This is a genomic window from Streptomyces sp. GbtcB7 (assembly GCF_019091445.1).
Classification (GTDB): Bacteria; Actinomycetota; Actinomycetes; order Streptomycetales; family Streptomycetaceae; genus Streptomyces; species Streptomyces mirabilis.
The window spans coordinates 128,428-149,992 of record NZ_JAGXJM010000004.1 but is presented as its reverse complement, the minus strand read 5'-3'; the positions used below and the strand labels follow the sequence as shown (position 1 = coordinate 149,992).

20 protein-coding genes and 1 tRNA gene are annotated in these 21,565 nt (G+C 69.4%); 15 read left to right on the top strand and 6 right to left on the bottom strand.

What is annotated here, in order from left to right:
* From KVT44_RS08590 to KVT44_RS08540, 11 genes are all read left to right on the top strand, one after another.
* Nucleotides 1–260, top strand: a 260-nt coding sequence (locus KVT44_RS08590) for an LPXTG cell wall anchor domain-containing protein (protein ID WP_217566589.1), incomplete at its 5' end; no start/stop codon positions are given.
* A gap of 525 nt (nucleotides 261–785) precedes the next feature.
* Nucleotides 786–1,025 (top strand): chaplin, encoded by a 240-nt coding sequence (locus KVT44_RS08585; RefSeq protein ID WP_060900577.1) that lies wholly within the window; start codon nucleotides 786–788, stop codon nucleotides 1,023–1,025.
* 564 nt (nucleotides 1,026–1,589) lie between these two features.
* The gene (locus KVT44_RS08580; protein WP_099922570.1) at nucleotides 1,590–1,892 is read left to right on the top strand and encodes a hypothetical protein; all 303 of its coding nucleotides are present in this window, start codon (nucleotides 1,590–1,592) and stop codon (nucleotides 1,890–1,892) included.
* A 118-nt stretch (nucleotides 1,893–2,010) separates the two neighbouring features.
* Nucleotides 2,011–2,250, top strand: coding sequence for a chaplin (locus KVT44_RS08575; RefSeq protein WP_075033820.1), 240 nt, complete (start codon nucleotides 2,011–2,013; stop codon nucleotides 2,248–2,250).
* Between the two features lie 178 nt (nucleotides 2,251–2,428).
* Entirely contained in the window at nucleotides 2,429–2,926 is a 498-nt protein-coding gene (locus KVT44_RS08570) for a DUF5949 family protein (protein WP_099922571.1), read from the top strand.
* The gene (locus KVT44_RS08565; RefSeq protein WP_190168962.1) at nucleotides 2,926–3,537 is read left to right on the top strand and encodes a vitamin K epoxide reductase family protein; all 612 of its coding nucleotides are present in this window, start codon (nucleotides 2,926–2,928) and stop codon (nucleotides 3,535–3,537) included. Before KVT44_RS08570 ends, KVT44_RS08565 begins: the two co-directional genes overlap by 1 nt.
* 101 nt (nucleotides 3,538–3,638) lie before the next feature.
* Nucleotides 3,639–4,157 (top strand): hypothetical protein, encoded by a 519-nt coding sequence (locus KVT44_RS08560; RefSeq protein ID WP_217566588.1) that lies wholly within the window; start codon nucleotides 3,639–3,641, stop codon nucleotides 4,155–4,157.
* A 750-nt stretch (nucleotides 4,158–4,907) separates the two neighbouring features.
* A complete protein-coding gene (locus KVT44_RS08555; protein ID WP_217566587.1) occupies nucleotides 4,908–5,495 on the top strand; it encodes a hypothetical protein in 588 nt (195 codons plus the stop codon).
* 30 nt (nucleotides 5,496–5,525) lie between these two features.
* Nucleotides 5,526–6,284, top strand: a complete 759-nt coding sequence (locus tag KVT44_RS08550) for a YcnI family protein (protein WP_099922575.1) — start codon at nucleotides 5,526–5,528, stop codon at nucleotides 6,282–6,284.
* Nucleotides 6,285–6,519: 235 nt separating this feature from the next.
* Nucleotides 6,520–7,230: a hypothetical protein gene (locus KVT44_RS08545; RefSeq protein WP_217566586.1), complete on the top strand. Its 711-nt coding sequence runs from the start codon at nucleotides 6,520–6,522 to the stop codon at nucleotides 7,228–7,230.
* 120 nt (nucleotides 7,231–7,350) lie between these two features.
* Nucleotides 7,351–7,983, top strand: coding sequence for a sigma-70 family RNA polymerase sigma factor (locus tag KVT44_RS08540; RefSeq protein WP_060901944.1), 633 nt, complete (start codon nucleotides 7,351–7,353; stop codon nucleotides 7,981–7,983).
* Between the two features lie 121 nt (nucleotides 7,984–8,104).
* Here the strand turns inward: KVT44_RS08540 and KVT44_RS08535 are convergent, their stop codons facing one another.
* The 4 genes from KVT44_RS08535 to KVT44_RS08520 all read right to left on the bottom strand — a co-directional run bounded on the left by KVT44_RS08535 (nucleotide 8,105) and on the right by KVT44_RS08520 (nucleotide 14,224).
* Nucleotides 8,105–9,514: a Cys-Gln thioester bond-forming surface protein gene (locus tag KVT44_RS08535; RefSeq protein ID WP_217566585.1), complete on the bottom strand. Its 1,410-nt coding sequence runs from the start codon at nucleotides 9,512–9,514 to the stop codon at nucleotides 8,105–8,107.
* Between the two features lie 274 nt (nucleotides 9,515–9,788).
* Nucleotides 9,789–10,256, bottom strand: coding sequence for a single-stranded DNA-binding protein (locus tag KVT44_RS08530; RefSeq protein WP_217566584.1), 468 nt, complete (start codon nucleotides 10,254–10,256; stop codon nucleotides 9,789–9,791).
* Between the two features lie 180 nt (nucleotides 10,257–10,436).
* Nucleotides 10,437–12,611, bottom strand: coding sequence for a GTPase (locus KVT44_RS08525; RefSeq protein WP_308313933.1), 2,175 nt, complete (start codon nucleotides 12,609–12,611; stop codon nucleotides 10,437–10,439).
* A gap of 5 nt (nucleotides 12,612–12,616) precedes the next feature.
* On the bottom strand, nucleotides 12,617–14,224 hold the full coding sequence (locus KVT44_RS08520) for a dynamin family protein (RefSeq protein WP_217566582.1): 1,608 nt from the start codon (nucleotides 14,222–14,224) through the stop codon (nucleotides 12,617–12,619).
* A gap of 310 nt (nucleotides 14,225–14,534) precedes the next feature.
* On the opposite strand from KVT44_RS08520, the gene KVT44_RS08515 reads away from it, so the two are divergent.
* Nucleotides 14,535–14,610 (top strand) — tRNA-Arg (locus KVT44_RS08515).
* Between the two features lie 1,130 nt (nucleotides 14,611–15,740).
* Here KVT44_RS08515 and KVT44_RS08510 read toward each other — a convergent pair.
* Nucleotides 15,741–15,896, bottom strand: a complete 156-nt coding sequence (locus KVT44_RS08510; protein WP_180292990.1) for a hypothetical protein — start codon at nucleotides 15,894–15,896, stop codon at nucleotides 15,741–15,743.
* Between the two features lie 1,029 nt (nucleotides 15,897–16,925).
* Here KVT44_RS08510 and KVT44_RS08505 point away from each other — a divergent pair.
* The 3 genes from KVT44_RS08505 to KVT44_RS08495 all read left to right on the top strand — a co-directional run bounded on the left by KVT44_RS08505 (nucleotide 16,926) and on the right by KVT44_RS08495 (nucleotide 19,335).
* A complete protein-coding gene (locus tag KVT44_RS08505; protein ID WP_190168951.1) occupies nucleotides 16,926–17,273 on the top strand; it encodes a hypothetical protein in 348 nt (115 codons plus the stop codon).
* Between the two features lie 372 nt (nucleotides 17,274–17,645).
* The gene (locus KVT44_RS08500; RefSeq protein WP_180292991.1) at nucleotides 17,646–18,830 is read left to right on the top strand and encodes an acyltransferase; all 1,185 of its coding nucleotides are present in this window, start codon (nucleotides 17,646–17,648) and stop codon (nucleotides 18,828–18,830) included.
* 256 nt (nucleotides 18,831–19,086) lie between these two features.
* Nucleotides 19,087–19,335: a hypothetical protein gene (locus tag KVT44_RS08495; protein ID WP_217566581.1), complete on the top strand. Its 249-nt coding sequence runs from the start codon at nucleotides 19,087–19,089 to the stop codon at nucleotides 19,333–19,335.
* Nucleotides 19,336–20,133: 798 nt separating this feature from the next.
* Here the strand turns inward: KVT44_RS08495 and wecB are convergent.
* Nucleotides 20,134–21,399 carry a non-hydrolyzing UDP-N-acetylglucosamine 2-epimerase gene (gene wecB, locus KVT44_RS08490; RefSeq protein ID WP_099922586.1) on the bottom strand — a complete coding sequence of 422 codons (1,266 nt, stop codon included), beginning with the start codon at nucleotides 21,397–21,399 and terminating at the stop codon, nucleotides 20,134–20,136.
* Nucleotides 21,400–21,565 lie beyond the last annotated feature (166 nt).

Here is a 21,565-nt window from a genome sequence, read left to right as displayed (position 1 = left end):
TGACGCCTCCGACCGTTCCGCCGGTGACGCCTCCGACGGTCCCGCCGGTGACGCCTCCGACCGTTCCGCCGGTGACGACACCCGTCACCCCCTCGCGGACCGTCCGGCAGACGATCCTGCCCGTTTCTCCCTCCGAGAATCCGCCCACCCTGGCGCACACCGGCAGTGAGAACGTGCTCGGGGCCTCGGCCGCCGGCGCCGCGCTGCTGGTCGGCGGAGCCGTCCTGTACCGACGAGGTCGAGTCGCCTCCCGCCGGTAGTACGACGCTCTGGGTGCCGGACGCTTCGCCGCGCCCGGCACCCAATTGTGCTGTTCCCTTTGTCCTTCCCCTCCTTGGCACCGGCCTGGATGCGCATGATCGCGTCCCGCCCGTGCCGGACCGCGGGTGCTGGGACCCGCTCGCCGCCCGGGCCCGCGCGCACCCGCCGCCGTAACCCTCGTACGAGCGTGGCCGGCTGCGATGAGGCGTTCGGTCTCCAGGTGGCCCGGTACACCGTGCCAGGTCCTACACGGGATCCAACTCCCGCTGGATGGCCGAGGTCTGATTCCAGGTCGGTATTCCGAGCCTGATTCCGGCATCGCCTTGGCAAGGAGCTGCGGGAGTTTTTCGGCTCCAGCCACTCGCTGCGTTTGTCGGTTAAATCTCATGAATGTATCGGAATGGTGGAGTTCGGTGATGGTGAGATCACTCCTTTGGAGGCGCAACTCGTGCGTGTCCTGCGCGTTGATTCCAGCACCGGGCATCTCGCCCGGACGTTGTGACGATTCCAAGGAGCACTTCTCCATGTCGCGTATCGCGAAGGGCCTGGCCCTGACCTCCGTTGCCGCCGCTGCTGTGGCGGGCACCGCCGGCATCGCTGCCGCCGACAGCGGCGCAACCGGCTCGGCGGCCCAATCCCCTGGCGTCCTGTCGGGCAACGTCCTGCAGGTGCCCATCCACGTTCCGGTCAACGTCTGCGGGAACACCGTGAACGTCATCGGTCTGCTGAACCCCGCGTTCGGCAACACCTGCGCCAACGGCTGACGTCAGCGCCAACCCTTCTGCCGGCCGCCTTCCCCAACGGGAGGGCGGCCGGTCCGCGTTGTCCCGATCGAGGGAAGCGGGTCCAAGGCCCTTGCATGGCTCCTCGTCAGTGACGACCACCGTGGCAGGAACTCCCGGACGCTGCATGGAGCGTGTTACCGGTTGGAGGCGGTGACATCCGCTTTCACGGTGGGCACACGATCCGACGCACCATCGAAGGGAACATCCATGCGTACTCTGCCCCACGGCGCATCGCGTCCTCCGCACCGCCAACGCTGTGGTGACGGCCCTTGTCCACGTCGTCGCCGGGGTCCTGGGCGGTAACCCTGCCCTCCGCGAGCGGGTGCGCCGGCTGCCCTGGCACGGGGAGCCCGAGCCGGGCGGCGCGCCGGGCCGCGGCCCTGGACGAGCCGCCGACCACACGTTGTTCATTGCGGGTTGGACGTTCGGGTGGGGTGCGGGAATCGTCTGCACAGGGTTTCCTTCGTGTCCGGGTCTCGTTAGTCAGTCCGGAAAAAGCGGAAATTCCCTCCGGTGGCACCTGTCACCGAAGAAAGGAGCACGATGAAGTCCCTGAATGCTGCCGCTGTCGTTGCCGGGTCCGTGATCATCGCTGGTGCCGCCGCGCCCGCCTTTGCCGTCGAGGCCTCCGACCTCACGCCCACCAGTCTCAACAGCGCACTGGAGACCATCGCCAGCCAGCGCTCGCTCAGCCTGAAGGACGTGCAGCCCCTGCAGCATCAGTCGAACGCGCTCGACACCGAGAACAAGAGTTCGGTGCTCAACGCCGTGAGCGGCACGACGAAGGCGCTCAACGCGGCCGGCGGCCCCGCGCGGCTCCTCGGCGGACTTCCCCTCCGGAACTGATCGGTTCCCTCCGGAGCCAGTCGGTTCAGGGAAATGGATTCACTTCATCGCGTGTCTTCCCGAAAGGCCTGCGGACTCATCCCTAGGGTGAAGCAAGTCACCAAGGAAAGGACGGACGATGAACCTTGCCAAGAAGGCCGCTCTCATTTTCGCCACCGCCGGAATGGCCGCGGGTGCCGCCGCGGGCAGCGCCGTCGCCGATGCCGGCGCACAGGGCTCGGCGGCCAATTCCCCCGGTGTCGCCTCCGGCAACGTCATTCAGATCCCCGTGGACGTTCCGGTGAACGCCTGTGGCCTCAGCGTCAACGTCATCGGCGCGTTGAACCCGGCGTTTGGGAACGTGTGCGACAACAAGTGACGTCGTGCCTCCTCGATTGACGTCGCACGCGGACTGAAAGGGCTGATTCCGTACCCGCGGAGTCGGCCCTTCGCGTTGTTCGAGGAGAGTCCCCCGTTCGTGTGGTCGGCCGTTGGCCGTCGGCCATTCGGGTGAGAAATCGGCCGGGCCCGTTCGGGCGCGTCGATAAGGTTCCGCGGTGACCTCAACCTCAAGCCAAGCGCGCCCTTTCCGGGCCGTCGATCTCGGCACGCTCGCCGTCATTGCCTTCAGCGGTGAAGTGCCCGACGGCGACATGCCCTATCTCCTCGCCTACTCCCTGGGCGACGGTGAAGGCGGCCCGGAGGCCGCCACGGCCGCCATCGAGCAGTTGCTGCGGAACAATGGTCTGCCCGTCGGCGACTCGCTACTCGACGGGACCCGGCAGCCGAGCCTGCCGCTCACCCTCCTTGTCGAGGCGGGCCAGGCCGTCGTCACGATGCCGTACCTCAACGCTCAGTGCGTCGTGCCGCCCGAGTGGCTCGCGGCGGTCGGTGAACGGGGCTACGCCTACTTTCTGTTCGCCACCCGCGCCTGGCCCGAGGCCGAGCCCGGCAAGCCCGTCGAGCCGGAGAGTCTGGCGGCCTTCGCGGGTAACGAGGAGATCCTGCTCAGCGCGGCCCACGTACTCCTGCCCGCGCACAGTTTGCGCGGCTGATGACACGGACCGCGGGCGGCGCCGCGAGGGTGCGGACCGCGGGGGGCAGTCGCGCGTTCGCCCTGCTACTGGTGATCACCGGCGCGGCTGGTCTGCTCGCCGCGTGGGTCATCACGATCGACAAGTTCAAGCTGCTGGAGAACCCGAACTTCGTGCCGGGGTGCAGCCTGAACCCGGTCGTCTCCTGCGGCAACATCATGAAGAGCAAGCAGGCCGCGGCCTTCGGGTTCCCCAACCCGATGCTCGGCCTGGTGGCGTACGGCATCGTGATCTGCGTCGGGATGAGCCTGCTCGCGCGGGCCACCTATCCGCGCTGGTACTGGCTGACCTTCAACGCCGGCACCCTCTTCGGCGTCGGATTCTGCACCTGGCTGGAGTTCCAGTCGCTGTACCGGATCAACTCGCTGTGCCTGTGGTGCTGTCTGGCGTGGGTCGCCACGATCATCATGTTCTGGTATGTGACGTCGTTCAACGTACGGCATGCATTTCTGCCCGCGCCCGGCTGGTTGCGGGGATTCCTCGGAGAATTCACCTGGGTCCTGCCGGTCGTGCACATCGGGATCATCGGGATGCTGATCCTGACCCGCTGGTGGAATTTCTGGACGAGCTGACTATTTGGTCCGTCAGGGGAATCTTGAACTGAAGGCGTTCTCAGGATCGTTACCCGGTATGGACGCAGATCCACCGAATTCTGAAAGGGACCGTACCTGAGATGAAGTCGACCACTCGAGGAACTCTTGCCGCCGTCGTCACCGGCGTCGCGGCAGCGATGGGTGCCGCCGCCGTGACCCCGGCCGTCGCGGCCGAAAAGGTTCCTGTCCCCGTACCTCTGGACGGCGTGGGGCGCGCCCTCAACCTGCAGACGCCCAAGATCGCCGGGGAGCTTCCGGTGCCGATGCCGGGCGGACCCGAGGGACCGCGGTACGTCGAGGGCCGACTGCTCCCCGACCGGGCGGTGCCGCGACTGCCGGTCGGCGCCGGACTGCCCGGGGCGGGTTTGCGCACGCCCCTTCCGAACCTCCTCGGGCACGGCTTCGATCACCTCGGGGCGGACGCGCCCGCCGCCGATCTGACCACGTTGACGCCGGGGCTGGCCGCGGACACTCCGCTCAGCGCACCCAACCCCGACCATTACGGTATGCCGGACCTGAAGCTCCCTCAGGCCGCCGTCCTCGGACCACTGCTGAAGACGGTGCCCGGGGCGAACGTCGGCATGGGAGAGGGGGATTAGTACTCCAGTTGTACTTCTCCATTTGTCCTGGTCAGCGTGGCCGTTTCGAATCCAGTGGGCTGATGCTGCATCAGGGGGGTGGTGGTCCGTGAACCGCTCGATCGGGGTGCGTTGAGACTGCCATGGAGTCGGATATCGAAGCAGGGCTGCGGGCCATCCGGTCGAAGTCGTGCCGCTGTGGGTGGGCCGGTGGTTCGGGCGCAACGAGCCGGCTGGCGACGGGCGGGCGCGATGCCCACTGATGACGCCGGACCGTGGCGGAGTCGCCGTAGTGCTCAGAGGCCGGGCAAGCCGGTCACAGGGCGAAGGGCGACAGCGTGATAGCGGCGAGGCTGCTGTGGGGGAGGAGCGATGTCGAAGATAGTGGCGCGCCGTTGAGGGCGCTCACTTCCGCGCTGCCGATCGCCCGGGTGATCGCTGATGCGGCCTAGGAGCACGGTGAGTCCCGGCGCGGTGGTCGGGTTCTCCAAGGTCGGCCGGGTTGCGGGCGGTCAGGGGTTTGCCGGTCAGCCGACGGGCTCGCGACCTCCACGTCGGCCGCCACCGGCGACCAGTCGGCGACCTCGGTCGCTACGCCCTGATCGTCGTCGAGCACGACACAGCGAAGCGGTATGTCAGTTCCTACCTCCCTCCCCGGTTCGACCGGACCCTGCCCGAGCGGCGTTTCGAGGCCCCCGGACGGCCTCGGAGGAAGCAGCTGCTCGGGAAGCCGCGACGGCCGTTCGCCCGCCATGGCAGTATCTGGGCTCCATGAGTGCGTCCCCAGAGGTACGGAGCCTGCGCGCGGCGGTGTTCGCCGTGCTGTGCGTACTGCTGGCCGCCGGGGGGCACGGGCTCGCCACCGGTCAGGCGCCGTCGCTGTGGGCGGACGGCGCCGGGCTCCTCGCCGTCTTCTCGGCCGGCTGGCTGCTGGGCGGACGTGAACGCTCGCTCGTCGGGATCGGCGGCGGGATGCTGGCCGCCCAGGCCGGACTGCATCTCGCCTTCGAGGCGGCCGGTCCGCGGATGGCGATGGACATGCACGGCGCGCACATGGCGAACCCGGCAGGGCACGCCATGACACCGCACGCCACCGCCGCCCACGTGGTGGCCGCCCTCCTCGCGACCTGGTGGCTGCGGCGCGGTGAAGCCGCGTTCTGGTCCCTGCTGCGACGGGCCGCGGCGCTCGTACCGGGGCTCGCCGCCTGGTGGCGGGTGCGCGCGGGGTGGTCCGCCGTACCGACCCGGCCGGCCGTCGTACGCCGGACCGCGCGGGAACCCCGGCCGCTTCGGCAACTGCTGCTGCGCCACGCGGTCTCCCGTCGGGGACCGCCGGCAGGGCTCGCGTACACGCCCTGACCGCATCCCCACCAGTACGGAGTTCCCCTGATGTCCCCGATTCGCACCACCCTGCGCCGCGCCGGCCTTGTCGCCGCCCTCACCACCGCCGGTGTCCTGGCCGCCGCGGGCGCCGCCTTCGCGCATGTGACGGTCCACCCCGAGACCTACGCCAAGGGAGCCACGGACGGTGTTCTCACCTTCCGCGTCCCCAACGAGGAGGACACCGCAAGCACCACGAAGGTGCAGGTCTTCCTGCCGACGGACCACCCGGTCCTCGGCGTGCTCGTCACCCCTCAGGAGGGCTGGACGGCGCAGGTGACGACCACGAAGCTCAAGACCCCCGTCAAGACCGACGACGGCACCATCACCGAGGCCGTCTCGGAGATCACCTGGACCGGCGGCCGGATCCGGCACGGCCAGTACCAGGACTTCAACGTCGCCTTCGGCCAGCTGCCCGACGACACCGACCAGTTGAGCTTCAAGACCCTGCAGACCTACTCGGACGGCAACGTCGTCCGCTGGATCGAGGAGGAGCAGAAGGGCGCGGAGGAGCCGGAGAACCCGGCGCCGGTGCTCACCCTGACCGCCGAGGACGCGAAGACGGGTTCCGACGGGACCTCGGACTCGGCGTCGGGCTCCGCCTCGTCCTCGTCGTCGAGCTCGGCGCCGGCCGTCGCGGCCGACTCGACGTCGAGCAGTGACTCCACGGCCCGTGGCCTGGGCATCGCCGGACTGGTCGTGGGCGTCCTGGGCCTGGCCGCGGCCGGCTACGCCCTCGCGCGCGGCCGGGGTGCCCGCTCCGAGTAGGCGAGCGACCTCTCGCCGGTTCTCACCGGCTCCCGTCGGCTCTCACCGGTCGATGACCACCCGCTGAGCGGTTGCCGTCCCGCCGACCTCGTCCTCCGTCGGCGGGACAGACCCCACCAGCTCGCTCGTGAACACCGCGCGTCCGAAGCGAGTTGAGCCCGCGCATGAGTGGGGGGTGAGAAATTTCCGTACCCTCCCATGAAGCCTGTTGCCCGGATGCGAGGATGAGCCCGCCATGACTGCTGGGTGGTGTTCTCGCACGGTACGGGCCGCGGTGTTCGCGGTCGTCTGTGTGCTGCTCGCCGCCCTGGGGCACGTGATGATGTCCGGCGGCACGGTGCCCTGGTGGGCGTTGGGCGCATCGGGCGCGGTGATCGGCGGCGCGGGCTGGTGTCTGGCCGGCCGGGAACGCGGACTGCCCCTCATCGTGTCCGCGGTGGTCGCGGCGCAGGCGGTACTCCACTCGGTGTTCTCGCTCGCGCAGTCGTCGGGCTCCCTGGGAGTGTGGGGCGCGGCGGCCTCGGTCTTCACCGGCCACGACATGAACTCCATGCCCACGGGTCCCATGTCCATGAGTTCCATGTCCCCGGACTCCGTGCCCATGGACTCGACACGCATGGACGCCATGGACATGGGCGCCATGGATCACCTGGGTCACGCGGCGGACGGCACGTCGTCCTCGCTCGGCATGCTCGCCGCCCACCTGCTGGCCGCCCTGCTCTGCGGCCTCTGGCTCGCGCACGGAGAGCGCGCCGTCTTCCGTGTCCTGCGGGCCCTCGCCGGTCTGTTGGCAGCCCCGCTGCGGCTGCCGCTCGGGCCACCCGCGCCGGTGAGCCGCCCGCGTCCGCGCGTCCGCCGCGACCGCTCCGCCCGCGCGCCGCGCCGGCTCCTTCTCGTCCACGCGATCACCTCTCGGGGTCCGCCCGCCGGGACCGCTGTCGTCTGAAGACAGCCGGTTCCCCGAGGCCGCCCCTGTGCGCCCCGGGCCTCGGCCGCACGCCCTCGTGCGGCCGGTTTCGCTCACCGGACCCTCGGGCCGCCCTCGCGCGCCGGGTCCGGATCCCGGATGACCCGAGAAGGACACCAGGTGACCACTCCTGCCCTGCCCACCTCACGTGACGCGTCGCTGACGGCCTGGGCGCTGGCCGCCCGCGCCGGTGACCCCGACGCCGTCGACCAGTTCGTGCGCGCCCTGCACCGCGACGTACGCCGTTACGTCACCTATCTGGGCGCGGACCCGCAGACCGCCGACGACCTGGCCCAGGACACCTTCCTGCGCGCCCTCGGCAGCCTGCACCGCTTCGAGGGCCGCTCCTCGGCCCGTACCTGGCTGCTGGCCATCGCGCGCCGGGCCGTGATCGACAGTTTCCGCACCGCGGCGGCCCGGCCCCGGCTGGCCGACTCCGACGACTGGCAGCTCGCCGCCGAACGCGCCCAGCCGCGCGGCCTGCCGGGCTTCGACGACGGCATCGCACTCGACGAACTTCTGGCCGAACTGCCCGAGGAGCGTCGCGAGGCCTTCGTGCTGACCCAGCTCCTCGGACTGCCGTACGCGGAGGCGGCCCTGGTGAGCGACTGCCCCATAGGTACGGTCCGCTCACGCGTGGCCCGTGCCCGCAGCGCCCTGATCGCCTCGCTGTCCGACGCCGAACGCTGTGGACTGCCCGAGCGGCGCGAGCTGGTCGGCGCGATGGCCTGACGGGCGCGGCCGGAAAGGGACGCGGCCCCGGTCGCCTGGCGGCGGGCCGGGGCCGCGGCTCACGGAGTCACCGTGCTGCGGTCACTCACTGTTGAGTTGCCAAGGTGCGGTGCCGCTGTGCTCAGTTCTGCGCCGGTGCCTTCTTCTTGCGGAGGAGGAACACCGCCGCGCCGCCGATCACGACCAGGGCGACGGCGATGCCCGCGATCACCGGGGTCGCGCCGGAGCCACCGGTCTCGGCGAGGTTGGTGCCCCCGGTGGAGTCGGCGCTCGCCAGGGCCGGGCTCGGCTCACCGACGGTCTGGGTCGTGATGTCGCTCGCGCTGCCCTGTGTCTTGCAGTCGAGCATGCCGGTGAAGTGCTTCTCGAAACCGTTCGGACCCGTCAGCGTGAAGTCGTACGCCTGGTCCTCCTGCAGCGGGACCGTCACCGTCAGGGACTTGCCCGCGGCGACGGTGTGCTCGGCCCCCATCAGCTCGAAGGTGAACGGCGCGTCGCCCGTGACGGTCGCCGTGACGTCGACGCCGCCCTTGGCGCAGTTCGTCGTGGCGGACAGCGCCGATATCGCGCCTTCCTTGGCCCAGTTCGCGGTCGCCGTCGCCGAGACCGTCGACTCGCTGGAGCCCGCGAGGATCTGTGTCTGGCTGCGGGTCCCCGAGGCGAAGGCCCGGCCGACCGGCACGGTCGTCGACGCCTGCACGGTCAGCGCCGCCGAGCCGTCCGTGGCGTCCTTCGGCACGTCGAAGTAGAGCCGGCTGCCGTCCGTCGCCGAGGTGATCGCCTTGCCGTCCTTGCCGACGACCTTCACCCCACTGGCGGCGGCGTCCGCGGGAGGCGTCACCGTCACGCTGTCCGCGTCGGTGTGCACCGTGATCGGGCCGAGCCTCTCGCCGGCGTGACCGGAGACCGCGGGCGGGTCGAGGGTCAGCGAGGCCTTGGGCTCCGCCACGTTCCGCGCGTTCTTCTGCAGGTAGTCGGCGAGCTTCTCCGCCTGCGGGTCCAGCGCGTCCACGTCGGCGCCGTCCGAGTACCGCCAGATGGCCACCTGGGTGCCGGCCGCCGCGTCCTGCTCGGTGAGGCCGTGCGCACCGGCCATGTCGGCCAGCGCCGCGAGGTCGTTCACCTGTGGGTAGGAGTGCTGCAGGATCCAGCGGATCTTGCCGGCGTCCTTGTTGCCGTTCAGCGAGGTGCCGCTCCAGGAGGTCTCCTGGTACTGGGCGTCCCGCTGGGTCGGGTTGTGGAGGTCGATGCAGTACGTCTGCAGCATGCCGCCGCCGTCGACGGACATCTCGAACAGACCGGCGGACACCTGCTGGTCCACGCCGTTGTCGTGGACCACCGCGGCCCCGTACGTCTTCAGACCGCCGATGGTCGCGGTCGCGCCGCCCTGACTCTGCGGGGCATCGTCGGCGGCGGCCGCACCGGCGGTGGCCAACGCCCCCGCGGCGACGAGCCCCGACACCAACGTCGCGGCGGCGAGGCGAGCGGCCCCTCGCCTGCGCGCGGACCACGCAGAGAACGAAGAAAACACAGAATTCCCCTTCGAGCAGGACCCGTTGACATGGGGGGACGGTCCCGCCAGCAGAATCAGAAGCCCCGTGAGCTATGCCCGGCATCCTAAGGACGTGGGCGCACCGCGCTTCCCGGTCCTGCCGTCGGATAACCGATCCGAATCGGAATCGTTATCGGTCGGCGAGCCTGTGAGCTGCGCTTATCGACAAATCAATGAGGACTGTCCGGAACGGATTTGTCGATAAGCCGCAGTTCGGTCAGGTCGCCCGGCCAGGGCGATTCCGTACTTGACGTCACGTCACTCCGGCGGGTTCCGGCTGCTGTTGGGAGACGTCCAGAGAACGACTCTCCGGCTCCGTCTCCCAGTTGGGCTCGGACCGGGGGGACGTAGTTGTGTCCCCTTCCTTGTTCGGGCGCCGGAAGGCCGAGGTGCCGCGCGAGAGATCGTGGCCGATGGCCACCGCGTCGATGTCCGCCGACGTCCAGCTCTGTCCTTCGCGTACCTCGGTACGCACCTTCAACCTGCCCTGCACGATGACGGGATCGCCCACCGACAGCGATGCCCCCACGTTGGTGGCGAGCGCGCGGTTCGCCCACACGGTGAAGAAATTGGTGTGCCCGTCCGTCCAGGCGCTCTTCTCGCGGTCCCAGTACCGCGCCGTCACCGCCAGGCGGAACCTCGCCGACGCGCCGTTCGCCAACTCTCGGTAGACCGGCTGCGTCGCCACGTTCCCCACCGCGCACACCATCGTCTCGTTCATGCCCGACCCCTCTCCCGTACGAATGCGTCTGTCGCGGCGCTCGCATGTGCTGCGATCGCCGCGAGTTCAGACTGCCTTCGTCGGGCCGGGCCCGCTGAGCCCTGTGTGCTACCGGCCGGTTGTGGACAACCGCGTCACCCGAAGGGGTGGAGGCACTTCAGCCCGTGGAGCGCTTCCTCGTCATCCGACCGGCGCCGATGCCCCTGTGACCCGCCCGTACTGCTCCCGTACCTCCCGATACCGCAGCAGCTCCGCCGCCACCGGATCGAGTACCCGCGCCCTCCCGCACCCGGCGGCGGCCTCGCGCAGTCGCCGTTCCGCTTCGAGCCCGTAGCGCTTGGCCGGTCCGCGCGCCGCCATCCTGCTGCCCCACTCGACGGCCGGGCCGCCGATGATGCCCGCCAACATCAGCAGCACCGGCAACCCGAGGTTCGGCGCCATGAACCCGATGATCTGCCCCAGCAGCCACAGCCCGCCGATGATCTGAAGAATCGTCATCGAGGCCTGCGCGAGGACGGCGACCGGCCACCAGCCGGGCCGCGGCGGCCGCCCCACCGGTGTCGTGGCGCGCGTCGCCATCTCGTCCAGCGCCTCCGGCAGCCCCTGCGCACCGCGCACGGCCGCCTCGCGCACCGCCTGCGCCCAGGGCGCGGGCAGCCCGCGGGCCGCCCGGTCCGCCACCGTACGCACCGCCTGTTCGACGCGCTGCCGGGCCGTGGCCTCCTCGTCCGCGGGTGCCCGTACCGACAGCCGGCCCGTCGTCGAGTCCCCCCGGTCCTGGACCCAGCGCCACAGCCGCAGCCAGGGGGTGCCGCACGCGCGGTTGGCGTTGCGGCGCCACGCGCGCTCGGCCGCCTGGCCGGCCGCCGTGGCGCCCACCGCGTCCGCGAGCCGGTCCGCGAACTCGTCGCGCGCCTCCTCGCTGAGCCCCGTACGCCGCCCGGTCGAGTAGACGGGACGCAGTCGCGTGGCGGCCGCGTCGAGATCGGCCGAAATTCGACGGGCGGCGGCGCCCCGCTCGGCCAGGAACTGGCCGAGCGACTCGCGCAGTTCGCCGATGCCGTCCCCGGTGAGCGCGGACAGCGCCATCACGGTCGCGCCCGGTTCGCCGTACTCGCCCAGTGCGATCCCGTCCTCGTCGAGCAGTCGTCGCAGATCGTCGAGGACCTGGTCGGCGGCCTCGCCGGGCAGCCGGTCCACCTGGTTGAGGACCACGAAGGTGACCTCCCCGTGGCCCGCCATGGGCCGCAGATACCGCTCGTGGAGCATGGCGTCCGCGTACTTCTCGGGGTCGACGACCCAGATGACCGCGTCGACGAGCGCCAGGATGCGGTCCACCTGCTCGCGGTGCTGGACGGCCGCGGAGTCGTGGTCGGGCAGGTCGACCAGGACGAGGCCGCGCAGTTGCGCCTCCGCCTCCGGGCTCTGCAGGGGACGTCTGCGCAGTCGTCCCGGGATGCCGAGCCGGTCGATGAGGGTCGCCGCGCCGTCGCTCCAGCTGCACGCGATGGGCGCCGCGGTGGTGGGCCTGCGCACGCCCGTCTCCGAAATGGCCACCCCGGCGAGCGCGTTGAAGAGCTGCGACTTGCCGCTGCCGGTGGCCCCGGCGATGGCGACGACGGTGTGCTCACCGGACAGCTTGCGGCGCGCCGCCGCCTCGTCGAGGACCCGGCTCGCCTCGGCGAGCGTCCGGCTGTCCAGCCGGGTGCGCGACAACCCCACCAGCTCGCGGAGCGCGTCAAGGCGCGACCTCAGGGGTCCGTCGTACGCGAGCGGGGGCGGCGGGGCCTGTACGGCGGTCTTGGTCTCCAGGACCAGGGACGGGGCGTGTGCCTCCTGGCCGGGGGCCGTCTCGGACACGCGGCGGGCGATCAGCCCGTCGTCCCAGGCGGTCTCCGACTCGGCACGGGTACCGACGTCGTCGGTCTTCACCCGTGTGTGCCCGGCGTTGTCCTTCACGCGTGTGTGCGCGCCGCCACGCGGGGCATCGAAGGCGACCTCCTGGGCCCTGTCGGTGTCCTCTGTCTCCGTCTTCGCTTCTGTCTCCGCCTTTGTCTGCGCGTCCGCCTTGGCTTCCCCCTCCGGCTGCGCCTTCGTCACGGACTCCAGAGGAGCCTCCATCGCGGCCTCCCCGGCGGCGGGCTCGCCGTCCGCGGCTTCCGTGGCGAAGGCTTCCGGGGAGTCGGCCTCGGAACGAGAGGCTTCAGGGCGGCCGTTTTCGGAACTTCCCTGGTCGGACGCGCCCCCGCGGTCGGACGCGTCGTGATCGGACATTCCGTGATCGGACGTGCCGTCTTCGGGGGAATCGTCTCCGGTGTGGTCGGCGTGATCCGTGTGGTCTGTGACGGCAGTCACCGCGGTCACCTCTCCTTCTGCAGTACGGACAGCGCGGCGATGAGTTCGGCCTGGGGCTCTGGGTGCACGTCGAGGGCGTCGAGCGGGGCGAGACGGCGCTCGCGCTCGGTGTGCAGGGCCCTGTCGAGGTACTCGGCAAGGAGGCGCCCGCCCCTCTCGCGCAGCCGCAGGGCGCCGTGCGCGCCGAGCCGCTCGGCGAGCCCCTCGCCCGCGTTGCGTGCCCTGTGGCCGCCCAGGAGCGCGGTGGCCACCAGTGCGGCGATGACCTCGGCGTCCGGTGCCACGCTCTTGTCGAGGCGGCCGACCTCGTCCTCGGCGTACTCCTCCAGGACCCGTCGCCAACGTCGTACGGACATCCCGATCCGGTGCTCGGCGCTCTCCAGCGTCGGATCACGGTCCGTCAGCCCCGGAGCACCCGAGGCCGGTTCGCGCCGCCAGGCGTCGTCCACGCGCTCGTCGGCGGCCGTGACGGCGCACAGCAGGAGTGCGGCCAGGCTCTCGACGAGCGAGTCGAGCAGTTCACCCGCGGTGCAGTCGAGCGGGTAGGCGCGCCACCGCTTGAGCGCGTCCCCGGAGAGCACGGCACCGGTTTGCAGACGCCCCTTCACACGCGTGTGCTCGCTGTCGTACGCCCCGTCGACGGCGGCGGTGAGCCGCAGCGCGGCCGCGTACTGCGCGGCGGCCGCGCCGGCGAGCTCAGGCAGCCGGGCCTTGAGCGAGTCGAGGACTCCTTGGGCCGTACGGGCCATCGCCGCGTGCCGGGCTCCGGGATCCTGCGTCTGGTGGACGAGCCACGTGCGCAGCGGCGCGACGGCCGTGGCGGGCAGTAGGCCGCCGCCCCACGCGGACTCGGGCAGTTCCGGCACGGTGAAGCGGGGCACCTCGCCGAGCCCCGCCTTGGTGAGCAGGGCGCCGTACTGCCGCGAGACCTCGGACACCACCTGGTGGGGCACCCGGTCGAGAACGGTCACCAGGGTCGCCTTGTGCTCCTTGGCGGTACGCAGCAGATGCCACGGCACGGCGTCGGCGTACCGCGCGGCCGTGGTCACCATGACCCAGATGTCGGCAGCGCAGATCAGTTCGGCGGCGAGTACGCGGTTGTCGGCGACCAGGGAGTCGATGTCGGGCGCGTCGAGCAGGGCGAGGCCCCGGGGGAGGGTGTCGGCGGTTTCGATACGCAGCACCCGTTCCCCGCGCTCCATGAGGGGCTGAAGGTCGTCGCCGGGTTCCTGGTGGGGCACCCACGCGCGCGTGAGGTCGGGCAGCACCCGCATTCCACTGAACCAGTGATGGTCCTCCGGATGGCACACCAGTACCGGCGTCCGGGTCGTCGGCCGCAAGACGCCGGCCTCGCTGACCCGGCGCCCGACGAGGGAGTTGACGAGAGTGGACTTCCCCGCTCCCGTCGACCCGCCGATCACGGCGAGAAGTGGTGCTTCGGGCTCCCTCAACCGGGGCACCAAATAGTCGTCTAGTTGTGCGAGCAGTTCGTCGCGGTTGGCACGCGCGCGTGGAGCCCCAGCCAGGGGCAGCGGGAAGCGTGCGGCGGCGACACGGTCGCGCAGGGCGGAGAGTGCGTCGAGCAGCTGAGGCCGTACGTCCAAGGTCACCACATGCGAAGAATGCCCAATTTTGGAGGCTTTCTGAAGCATATGGCTATGTCTGCGCGCCGACAGGACACACGGGGCGGAAGGGACGACTGGGGCGCAGGCATAACGAGTGCACAACACCCGATGCGCGAGACGCCAAAAGCGGTGCACGATTCGTACCTGCCTGCGATTATCAGGACCGCTTCACTGAACCTCCACATTGAGCCACGGAGGCGAAGCGCCAGGGACAAGGACCCGGGAGCCCTATCCTTGTCCCCGGCAAGGTCACGGATCGGCCCACACCCGGGCACCACGAAACCGGCCACCACACCTGGCCCCCGTAGCTCAGTGGATAGAGCAGGCGCCTTCTAAGCGCTTGGCCGCAGGTTCGAGTCCTGCCGGGGGCGCCACTGAGAGCCCTCCCATCGGGAGGGCTTTTTTGCTGGTCAGGGCGGGTTCTGCTCGACACGGCGAAGCCCCGAACACCCCCCCCGGCGATCAAGGGGAGGTTCCGGGGCTGTCCGGCTGTCACCGGGTTTTCGCGGGTGGCCGTGTCGAATACGTATCGAAGTTCTCGGCGAGAAGCCTCAGTGTGCGTCGGGCAGCTCGGGGAGATCCCCCGCGGCCTCCAGGCGCCTCTTCAGGTCAGGCAGTTGCCCCTCGACGCACCGAGCGTAAGTGGCCAGCAGCACCGGCACGCTGTTCCCGGCCCATTCGGCCACCTGGGCGGGCGGGATCCCGTCGTTGAGCCACTTCGTGAGGCGCGTGTGCCGGTTGTCGTACGCCCGCCTCCCCGTGGGCGACTCAAAGACGTGCGGGGGGCAAGACGGCCTTACGCGCACTGCGCCACGCTCGGCGGATGACCGAACCCGCGAGAACGCCGCCCGTCTCCCCCTGGAACAACAGGTGTCGGTCCACTGCTTGCCGACCTCCGGAGTCGCCGTGTGGATCAGGAGTTCACACCATTGGTCCCCATCGTCGGGGCCGGGAAGCGTCACGTCTTTCACTCGCATGGCTACGGCTTCCTCCGGTCGCCCACGGCGTTGCTGGTCTTGGTGACAGCCGTTGACTCCCTTCCCTTTGGGAGGGGGTTGGTCCGCAGGACGCGCCGCCGGATCGCATGCTTCATGACGACGTTGAGGATCAGCGGGACAAAACCTTCTCTCCATCATCAAGCCCCGGCTGCACCCCGCTTCGCCGGGCGCGCTTCCCGGCTCCGCTCCGCGTGCCGCTCCTGCCTTCGGCCCGCTCCGCGCGGGCTGCGCCGGCGCGCGCCCACATGCGGGTAGGGCGAGGGCCATGAGTCGATCACCGCATAGCGCGGTCCACGGCCAGGACAATGCCTCCGGCGGGGGATCGGCCGACACCGGGATGGAGGGAGAGCCGTTCCCGGCCGCGGGTCCGCCGTGGCATGCGCTGGGTGCTCCCATCCCGTACGCCGTCGACCCAGGCAGAGCCGAGCAGGCGCGGCCCATGGCGTCCAGGTCGTTCGTACAGTGGTGGGAGAACCGGGCTGGTCGGCGGCCGGCGAAGGCGGTACTCAGCCCGCCTGTCCCTGCTCCGTGCCGGTTGCCGGCGGGACCGCCCGGAGCTTCGCCTCAAGCTGCACCCAGGACAGGTCCGGGCCCTCGAGCTCGACGACAGCACTCCAGACGGCGGGCAACTCGGTGAACTCCCGGAACGGATGCCGGTGCATACGAACCACCCGGGCCGGGGGAATCACGGCTCCCGGTGGGCTGTCCACCGGGAGCACCGAATCGCCGAGGAAGACCCCCCGCTCCAGACTGACGCTGCGGGCGTGGCAGACCACCCGGTGCGCCGAAGGACGCTTCTGTGCAGCAGCGAAGTACAACAACTCGGCAGACCAGGGGCAACCGACTGAGAACCCTGCCGACCCTGCTGACCAGCCAAGCGACCCTCAACGACCGTCGCGCGCTTAGTTCGCATCGAGCAGCGCAGTCGGCAGCGTTTGAATTCAGTCATTGAGACTCCGCCGATCTCGTAGCCGAGTGTGCGCGTAGCGTTGCCGGCCCGGCATGAGGGCGATTATGAAATTGGGGGATGTTTTACGACGCATCAAGGGGTTTAGCACACCGCTGGGCGGGATGGATTGGGACGTTCCGTTACCCCGGCGGGCTGTCGCTAACAAGGTCTTGGTGTACCTGGGAGATCGCAGGGTCTTGGCGACAGTGTGAGGAATCCCCGAGGCCCTTCACGACGCCCCGCAATGCATCGAGTCGGTCCAAAAGATACGTGAGACCCGCATATCGCGTTGGCCCCATGAGACCCGCGCAGTGCTGGTCGCTACTGCCCTCGGAGAACTTCGGGGGGCGCTCGGCATCCAAATTGGGATCATTGCAGCACGCTACAAACTGGACGTTCCGGACGGTCTGGCCGCCGCCCTACCAGCCCCAGACACGGATGACGACGAGCCCGCTCTCTGGTAAGCGCACTCATTCCGAGCACACGCAAAGCACCCCCACCAGGGCCGTCCACGGGCCGTGCGAGGGTGCTCGGCGATGACCAATGACGACAGCCACTGACGGCATAGCAACAGCTCAGGCGACTGATCAACAAGTCGCGCCCTGGTCAGAGACTTAGCGAGTCACTTCTTCGGCTACTGCTCACGCTTGGGGCGCTTGACTCGCCCGTGAGCACTCCACTGGTCCCGCGATAGGCTCACCGCCGATCTGGCCAGGTCTCAGAGTCGCAAGGGGGAGGAACCGTGCAGATCACCGTTCACTGGGGGGATCTATGGGGACCCGTTTCGATGATGGCCCTGAGCGTCATTCTCAGCCTGGGAACTCGTCGGTGGCGACGCAAGCGGCAGGCTGCCGTGATGTCGCGCTCACGGACTCACTGGGAATGGCTGCCGTTCATGTTCGGGCTGGTCGTAGCGATCGCAGAGCTAGCGCGGCTCCTCGACATACCCGACCCTGGGATCACGATCTCCGACGTGGTTGCTCATGTGCTCGCGCTCACCACGGTTTTCATGGTTGCCCGGACGCTGTTCATCCTGTTCATGCGCGGAACCCGGCTCTTGTTCCGACGCCGAGGAGCTGAACAGCAGTAACTGACGTCTGACATCAGCGCCTGCCACCAACGCGCAAGGGCAAGATCCGGATAGCGAGCAGGAGCCGTGAGTGTCCAACTGCGTGACAACGTCGACGCACAGCCGCAGTCAACCACGCACATCCACGGACCATCGCAGCAGGTCAGGGCCGGTTTCCTGCCGAGGGAGACCGGCCCTGATCGCGTTCCTGGGGTGCCCTGGGTGTCAGCTGGGCTCCACCCGGTCAGGGAAGGACACGACACCCCATCGCTGTCTGCCGAAGCCTGTTGCTTACTTAGCCTTGCGTCAGTGGTCATACAATGCCCCGGTTACTGGCGGACCCCCGAAGGGCTACGGCGAAACCCCATGTCTTTGCCAGGCATACGGACGGTGGTGACACCTCTCCCCAAACGCCTCGACTCCCTCACGAGCCTGCGCTTCTTCGCGGCCTTCGCGGTCTTCACCACCCACTTCACCGGGAGCGGCGGCAAGACCGGACTGGGACGGGCGCCGTTGATCTTCCCCTACGCGCAGTTCGGCGGAAACGGCGTCAGCCTCTTCTTCGTTCTGTCCGGCTTCCTGATGATCTGGGTCTTCAAACCGAACGAGCACCCAGGCGCCTTCTACTGGCGCCGCGTGGGCCGGATATGGCCCGCCCACCTGGTCGCCCTGCTGCTGGGCACCTACGCCTACTACACGGCGGCGCACCTCGCGATCAGCTGGCCCAGCCTGATCTCCTCCGCCTTCCTGGTGCAGACCTGGTCCCCGAACGTCACCCCGGCCCTCCCCGGGAACGAGGTCACCTGGACCCTCAGCGTCGAACTGCTCTTCTACGCCCTCTTCCCGCTGCTGGGCCGGATCGCGGTCAGGCTGCGCACCCGCTGGCTCGGGTCGGTCACGGCAGGCGGACTGGTGGGAATGTGGGCCGTGGACTGGTTCGCCACCACCCACTACTCGCCCGCCCACGCGGCCTGGGTGATGCGCCACCCTGTGGTCTACCTGCCGGAGTTCCTGCTCGGCATGACGGTCGCGCTCGCGGTCAAACGCGGCTGGCGGCTGCCGCTGCACCCCTCGCTGCCGGTGGTGCTGCTGGCGGCCTACGTCTACTGCTACTACCAGGGCAAGGCCCTGTTGCCAGCGGGGGCCGCCGCGCAGCTCGACTATCTGATGCGGCCGGTGGTCGCGGTCCTGGCCGCACTGATCATCCTCGCCTTCGTCCAGCGCGAGGTCCGCGGACTGCGCGGCGTACTCAACGCCAAGCTGATGGTCCAGCTCGGCCTGTGGTCGTACTGCTTCTACCTCCTGCACCACTCGATCAGCCGGCTGGCCATCTACCAGTGGGGCCGCATGCCCGACAACAACGGCACGCTGTTCGCGCTGATCGGCATGTGCATGGTCGTCATCGTGCTGGCCTGGGCGTTGTACTCCGCGGTGGAGGAGCCCGCGGAGAAGTGGTGGCGGCGGCACACGCCGCAGCGGTGGCTGCGGCAGGGCCCGCCCGGCGGGCGAACAGTGACAGTTCCGCCGTCTCGCCGGCCAGAGACCGAATCGCGCGAGCCGGTCGCCAACACGTCGTGAAGCCCGCCTCATGATCGACCGTTGGCTCTTAACATGTCTGTGTCTTGAGCGGCGCGGCGGATGATGCCGAAGGCTGACGCGGCAGTTGGCACGTGCCATAGCCGTGCCACATCGTGCGGTCAATCACGGTCAACGACGGTTCGCCGCAGTCGAGATGCACCGCTGAGCTGGGCTTTCACCGAACCCGGGTGACCCGCGCGCCTTCGCTGCCTCGCACTGCCGCCCTTACAAAGCGGCGCTCCAGTAAGGTCCGCGCATGAGCCCCTCTCCTGACCACGTCGACAGCAGGGAGGACTTGGCATCGTTTGTTCGGTCCCTGCGCGGCAGCTATGTCGATGATGGCAACTCGTGGGACAACGGAGATCTCGGCGGCTTCCTGGAGGCTCTGGCCGCATGGATCGACGACGCAGACGGGTGGTACGGCAACGCCGGCCGCGAGTTGCCCGCCAACGGCGACTGGAACTTCTTTGCTCGGGCCCTGCGTGCGGCCACCAGGTACGAGTAGCCAGCAGCCTGGGCAGTTGGCTGTGCCTGCGTGTCTAACTGCGTGTCCAACTGCGTGACAACGCCCACGGACAGCGGCGGACAAGCGCGCACACCTGCAGACCATCGCAGCAGGTGAGAGCCGCACGGGCCCAAGGTCGAGCGCCCGCCCAAGTACTCACCGATGACGTGTGCCGCCGAGCCCTCGACGATGCCAAGGCCCCGTGCAAAGCCCTTGTGGATGCGCTGCGTTGGACGGCCGCGAGGGTACATCCAGGGCACAGGCGCCGGGGAAACTCCATAGACCTGTGAGAACTGCGGAGAGGTGCTTCCCCTGGTCGACGAACATCCCACCAAGAAACCCCAGGTTAGCCCCCGCCTCTTCCAATCGCTGCACGAGTGGCAGGACTTCTCGCATCGGTTGCATGAGCGGGGCATCAGCCGTACTGCCTCGTGTGGCCGTCAGCCGAGACGCGTGAGCTGAGGCTCGTGCGCTGAGGCTTTGCGGATTCGGGGCGGGGTCTTCGGGCCCTGCTTTCGTCATGTCCCTGGAGGAGCCCGCTGGGGTTGCTGTGGCCTCGGGACTGCGGTCGAGAGTGGGGACGATGTCACGCTGGCCGTCGCCGTTGAAGCCGTCGGGGACCTTGCTGCCCGTACCGCGGGGCACGGGCAGCTTCGGGGCGCTCGGGCCGCGACCGCTTACCAGGCGGTGCCGTACGGCGGCCACACCGTCGTGACGGCTCCGCGAGCAGCGCGGCCCCACGGCGACGACGGCTGCCCCGTTCTCCGGACGCGCTCGGCGCTTTTCAGTGCGGCCTTCCTACAGGTTGCTGCCACTGTTCGAGAGGGAGAGCCGGAGCCCGTCCGCTTCGAGGTCGGTGGCGGCTGCATCGGGCCGACGCGACTGCGCCGGGAGGTCGTCCGCGGTCGTCGTCGTGGCGGCCGTGACCGTCGTACCGGCGAAGTCCGCCGGCGCCTCGCACAGTCCGAACCAGTGTCCCAGGGCCTGAACCGCGCGTTCCGCCGCGAGCCCGTCACCATAGGGATTCACCGCCTGCGCCATCTTCGCGTGCGCCCTGGGGTCTCGGAGCAACCGCGTCACCTCCGCCACGATGCGCGCAGCGTCCGTGCCGACGAGCGCCACGGTGCCGGCGGCCACCCCCTCGGGACGCTCGGTGGCGTCGCGCATCACCAGTACCGGCTTGCCGAGACTCGGTCCCTCCTCCTGGACACCACCGCTATCCGTGAGGATCAGGTGCGCACGGTTCATCAGATGAGCGAAGCCCTCGTAGTCCAGCGGCTCGACGACCCTCACGTTTTCCAGTCCCGCGACCTTGGGCAGGATGGCGGCCCGTACCGCCGGGTTGCGGTGGATGGGGAAGACCACCAGCAGGTCGGGATGGAGCGCGGCCAGTGAGGCGAGGGCGCCACCGATGGACTCCATGCCCTCGCCCCAGGACTCACGGCGGTGTGCTGTGACAAGGAGGACTCGCCGGGAGTCCGTCTCCAGTAGCCCCACGGTGGGGTCGGACACCTGGCCGGCAGTGCGGTCCAGGGTCTTCAGCAGGGCGTCGATGACCGTGTTGCCGGTGACGACGACCGACTTCTCTTCGACTCCTTCGCACAGGAGATTCTGCCGTGCGCTCGAAGTCGGCGCCAGATGCAGGTCCGCCAGCCGGGTGGTGAGCCGGCGGTTCATCTCCTCCGGGTAGGGCGAGTACTTGCTTCGCGTCCGCAGCCCCGCCTCGAGATGGATGACGGGGATCCTCTGGTAGAAGGCGGCCAGCGCACCGGCGAGCGTGGTGGTGGTGTCGCCCTGGACGAGCACCGCGTCCGGCTGCTCCTTCTCGAGAACCGGCTGGAGCCGGTGCAGCGTGCGGTTGGTGATGTCCGTCAGAGTCTGTCCGGCGGTGAGGATGTCCAGGTCGTAGTCGGGCACGATGCCGAACAGCCGGTTCACCTGGTCGAGCATCGACCGGTGCTGCCCGGTGACCGCGACCAGTGACTCGAAGTCGGCCGATTCGCGTAGTGCCTCGATAGCGGGGGCCATTTTGATCGCTTCGGGACGGGTTCCGTAAACGGCCATGATTCGCTTCAAGGTTCGCCTCTGACTGTGGGGGTGGGCGTACTGACGTGTATGCAGCTAGCTATCCCGCTGAACGGCGGCCGGGGCGGAGGCGAGCGCGCCGGTCGGCTGGCCGGATGAGAGAAATCGCTCTTTCAGTCGTCCCTGATCGGCCGTACCGCTGCTT